This window comes from Deinococcota bacterium, from assembly GCA_030858465.1.
Classification (GTDB): Bacteria; Deinococcota; Deinococci; order Deinococcales; family Trueperaceae; genus JALZLY01.
Genome location: JALZLY010000220.1, coordinates 1 through 3,271 on the forward strand (window position 1 = coordinate 1; position 3,271 = coordinate 3,271).

Genomic DNA, 3,271 nt, shown 5'->3' on the forward strand with positions numbered 1-3,271 from the left:
CGCGGACATGCCCGTTCGGACCGAGTGGACCCGCGCTCTGTATGAGCTATTGAACGCTTACGGCAACCACCCCAACTTTCGCCTGGTCCTCTTCACGCTGGATGAAAGCGCCTACAGCCGCGAGCTCGCGCCGCTGGCCGGTCACTACCCCGCCCTCTTGCTGGGGCCGCCCTGGTGGTTTTTCGACTCCGTCAAGGGCATGGAACGCTATCTGGACGCGGTCATCGAAACGGCCGGGCTCTACAACACGGCGGGCTTCAATGACGACACTCGCGCCTTCGCTTCAGTTCCCACGCGTCATGATATGTGGCGCCGGGTCACCTGCAACTGGCTGGCCGGCATGGTCACGCGAGGGCTCATCGAGGAGGAGGACGCCGCTAAGATGGCGCGTGCCTTCGCTTACGACCTTGCCAAACGAGCCTACAAGTTGCCATGAGGGAAGAGGGGTGTGAGGTGCGCACGAGTCACGGTCACCTGCAGGTCATTGCCACCAGTTCGCAGGAAATGGCCCAGCTCGCGGCGGAGCGGGCCTCCGAACTCATCCGTGCGGCCGTTGAGCGGCACGGGGCAGCGCACGTAGCCTTCGCCGCCGCGCCCTCACAAACCGCCTTTCTGGCGCAACTGCGGCAGCAGCCAGCGGTCCCCTGGGCACAGGTGACCGCCTTTCAACTGGACGAGTATGTGGGTTTGCCCGAGGGCGCGGCGCAGCGATTCAGCGCCTATCTGGACGATGCGCTGTGGCATCACGTCCCGTTGCGAGAAGCTTACACCCTGGACCCGGGAGGGCTTGCGCCGGAGGAAGCCTGCCGCCGCTACGCCCTTCTCCTGCGCGCACACCCCCTCCACCTCGCCTGCCTCGGGATCGGCGAAAATGGGCACCTCGCCTTCAACGATCCTCACGTCGCCGACTTTGAGGACCCGCTCAGCGTCAAGGTGGTCGAACTCGACGAGGCTTGCCGCCAGCAGCAGGTGAATGACGGCTGCTTCCCCTCCCTATCCCAGGTCCCACGTCGAGCCGTCACCCTGACCATGCCGACGCTTTTCGCTGCGGAAGCCGTCGTCTGCGTCGTGCCTGGAGCGCGCAAGCAGCAGGCCGTTCAGGCAGCACTCTACGGCGTGATGTCGCCGGCCTGTCCCGCCTCCCTGCTACGCCGCCACCCAAACGCCACCCTCTTTCTGGACGAGGGGTCGGCCCGAGGTCAGGCCCACTAGGGCCTAAGGGCTAGTGCCCTTAACCTAGAGGCTTAAGTTCAACACCTGACGGGAGGTCCAAGCATGCTTGACCTTGGCATCATCAGCGACGAAGTAAGCGATGACTTTGAACGAAGCTGCGCGCTCATTGCCGCGTGGGGGCTCGCGCACGTCGAGCTCAGGATGCTCTGGGGGAAAAACATCCTCGAGCTCTCCGAAACGGAGCTCGTGCGCGCCCAGGCTGCACTGAACGAGCATAAATTGGAAGTGACCGCCATCGCCTCGCCGATTTTCAAGTCACCTCTTGACGGCAAACCCAGACAGATGCAGGCCGATTTCGCGCTGGGTGGCGCGGAGAGCTATGAAGCGCAGCTCGTTCTGCTCGACAAGGCCGCCGGACTCTGCCGGCGCTTCGGCACCCGCAAGCTTCGCGTCTTTACCTTCTGGCGCGAGCCCTGGAGCGACGCGCTCGTCCGCGCTGTCAGCGATAAGCTCATCCAAGCTGCTGAAGTCGCCCGCGCACGAGATACCCTACTCGTGGTGGAAAACGAGCCGGTATGCGCGGTGGCAACGGGCGAAGAGTTGGGCGCGCTCTTCAAGCTTATTCGAGAGCGCGCTCCCAAGGACCTGCTCGACCACCTCGCCGCCCTCTGGGACCCCGGCAACGCCCTGGCCGCCGGTGAGCGAGCCTACCCTGATGGCTACGACGCGCTCGATGCCTGCCCTATCGCCCACGTTCACCTCAAGGACTTGACGCGCCACGGAAAGGGCAAGCCTCACTTTGTTCCGCTAGGACAGGGAGACATAGATTACCTGGCGCAGGTAAGGAGATTGATAGAGGACGGTTATAGGGGCACGCTCGTGCTCGAGCCTCACTACCGGCCGTCGGACCTGTCCCAGGAGGAGGCCGCTCACGCGTCGGTCAAGGCGGCGCAGGCCGTACTGCGGGAGGCCTTGTCATGACGACTTCCCTCGTGGACAAGATCGAGAGCGAGGAAGCGCTCGAGGACATCCTGGCAACCCCCTCGGCCGCGCTCGTCGAGGATATGAAGGGGCTCGACGGTGACATCCTGCTGCTCGGCGCGGGCGGCAAGATGGGGCCGAGCCTAGCTCGCCTCGCGCGCCGCGCCGCTGAGCTGGCAGGGGGCGAGAGGAGGATCATCGCCGCCTCGCGCTTCTCCTCCGCGGAAGCCGAGCGTGACCTGCAGGCAAGTGGGGTCACCACCATCAAGGTCGATCTTCTGGATGACGCTCAGCTGAGGGCGCTGCCGGACGTTCCCAACATCCTCTATCTGGTGGGCATGAAGTTCGGCACCACAGGCCAGGAGCACCTCACCTGGGCGATGAACGCCTACCTGCCGGGCCGGGTGGCGGAGCGCTTCTGCGAGTCGCGTATCGTCGCCTTTTCGACCGGCAACGTCTACCCACTCACGCCGGTCCTGCACGGCGGGCCAACCGAGGCGCACCCGACCGGCCCGGTGGGCGAGTACGCTCAGTCCTGCTTGGGAAGGGAACGAATCTTCGAGCACTTTTCGCTCCGCTACGGCACGCCGCTGCTTCACTACCGCCTCAACTACGCCATCGACCTGCGCTACGGGGTGCTGCTGGAAGTGGCGCGCGCCGTCAAGGAAGGCAAGCCCATCGACTTGCGCATGGGCCATGTCAACGTTATCTGGCAAGGCGACGCCAACGAGATAGCCTTGCGTGCGCTCCGTCTCTGCGCGTCTCCAGCCAAGGTCCTCAATGTGACGGGACCCGAGACGGTCTCGGTCCGCTGGCTAGCAGAGAGGTTCGCCGAACTCCTTGGTCGCGAGCCCGTCATGGAGCATGAGGAGGGGGCGACAGCGCTCCTGAGCAACGCCTCCCAAGCGCACCTTCTCTTCGGCTATCCCAAGGTGCCACTACGGAAGATGATCGCGTGGACCGCCCACTGGGTAAGCACCGGCGGAGGGACTCTCGGCAAACCCACGCACTTTCAGGAGCGGGAAGGGAAGTTCTAGCCCATGAAAGCACCGGCGCTCACAGCCGCGCAGCAGACCCTGCTCTTTGACGGCACCGTCATTCCAGCTCACCCTCTGGC

At 64.6% G+C, this 3,271-nt stretch carries 4 protein-coding genes; all 4 read left to right on the plus strand.

Annotation, left to right across the window (positions count from 1 at the left end; translation table 11 throughout):
• On the plus strand, nucleotides 1–436 hold a 436-nt coding region (locus tag M3498_11255), incomplete at its 5' end, for a glucuronate isomerase (protein MDQ3459861.1).
• Nucleotides 433–1,212, plus strand: coding sequence for a 6-phosphogluconolactonase (locus M3498_11260; GenBank protein ID MDQ3459862.1), 780 nt, complete (start codon nucleotides 433–435; stop codon nucleotides 1,210–1,212). The genes M3498_11255 and M3498_11260, both read left to right, overlap by 4 nt.
• 63 nt (nucleotides 1,213–1,275) lie before the next feature.
• Nucleotides 1,276–2,154: a sugar phosphate isomerase/epimerase gene (locus tag M3498_11265; GenBank protein ID MDQ3459863.1), complete on the plus strand. Its 879-nt coding sequence runs from the start codon at nucleotides 1,276–1,278 to the stop codon at nucleotides 2,152–2,154.
• A gap of 20 nt (nucleotides 2,155–2,174) precedes the next feature.
• On the plus strand, nucleotides 2,175–3,191 hold the full coding sequence (locus tag M3498_11270; protein MDQ3459864.1) for an NAD-dependent epimerase/dehydratase family protein: 1,017 nt from the start codon (nucleotides 2,175–2,177) through the stop codon (nucleotides 3,189–3,191).
• The last annotated feature ends 80 nt before the right edge of the window (nucleotides 3,192–3,271 follow it).

Excerpts from the sequence above, each read along its gene's own strand:
- M3498_11265 (MDQ3459863.1), top strand. The coding sequence starts at position 1,276 with ATGCTTGACCTTGGCATCATCAGCGACGAAGTAAGCGATGACTTTGAA.
- M3498_11260 (MDQ3459862.1), top strand. The coding sequence starts at position 433 with ATGAGGGAAGAGGGGTGTGAGGTGCGCACGAGTCACGGTCACCTGCAG.